The 612-nt window shown below is 66.8% G+C and carries 1 protein-coding gene; it reads left to right on the top strand.

Going from position 1 to position 612, the window contains the following annotated elements; translation table 11 throughout:
- Positions 1–135 precede the first annotated feature (135 nt).
- Entirely contained in the window at positions 136–480 is a 345-nt protein-coding gene (locus ACFFJC_RS21185) for a VanZ family protein (protein WP_379489233.1), read from the top strand.
- The last annotated feature ends 132 nt before the right edge of the window (positions 481–612 follow it).

Below are 612 nucleotides of genomic sequence, written 5' to 3'. Positions count from 1 at the left end.
GTTGGGGTCGAGGGTTCGAATCCCTTCGCCCGCTCCAGTTTCTCGACATCGCCAGCGCCACGCGGCTTCTGACCGTCTTCCGCGACGGATGAAGTTCGAATTGCCATTGCTGCGGCGCAACATGATACTGGGGTCATGCAGAACGTTCTTCGAATCGCATTCTGGCTGGCGCTGGTCTTTGCGGTGGTCATGGCGATCATGCCGCATCCGCCGGCATTTCCGGGGGAGCCGAGCGACAAGATCCAGCACATGCTGGCCTTCGCCACGCTCGCGGTGCTCGGCGCCTTCGCCTATCCGCGGGTGCCGAAGCTGGCGATCGCCGCGGCGCTCGTCGCGGTCGGTGCCGCGATCGAGGTGGTGCAGATGATCCCCGTGCTCCACCGGGACGCCGAGCTCATGGATCTCGTCGCCGACAGCTTCGCCATCCTGGTCGTGCTGGGGGTCACCAGCCTGGCGCTCACGGCCGCCAGGCGGCGGTAGAAGCCTCGAGCAAGACCCTCTTGCAGGCGGGGCCAACCGCTGCTAGTGGCCCCTCCACCCGATCGCCGCGGCTTGCTCGCGGGGGTCCGACAGGCGCCAGAGCGGGCGTAGCTCAGGGGTAGAGCACAACCT

It is taken from the genome of Novosphingobium soli (assembly GCF_042432915.1).
Classification (GTDB): domain Bacteria; phylum Pseudomonadota; class Alphaproteobacteria; order Sphingomonadales; family Sphingomonadaceae; genus Novosphingobium; species Novosphingobium soli.
Note: the sequence above shows the minus strand (reverse complement) of the source record. Positions and strands in the feature narration are given on the sequence as shown.

What these genes read in the sequence shown, in the direction of transcription:
- ACFFJC_RS21185 (WP_379489233.1), top strand. Translation starts at nt 136, where the DNA reads ATGCAGAACGTTCTTCGAATCGCATTCTGGCTGGCGCTGGTCTTTGCG.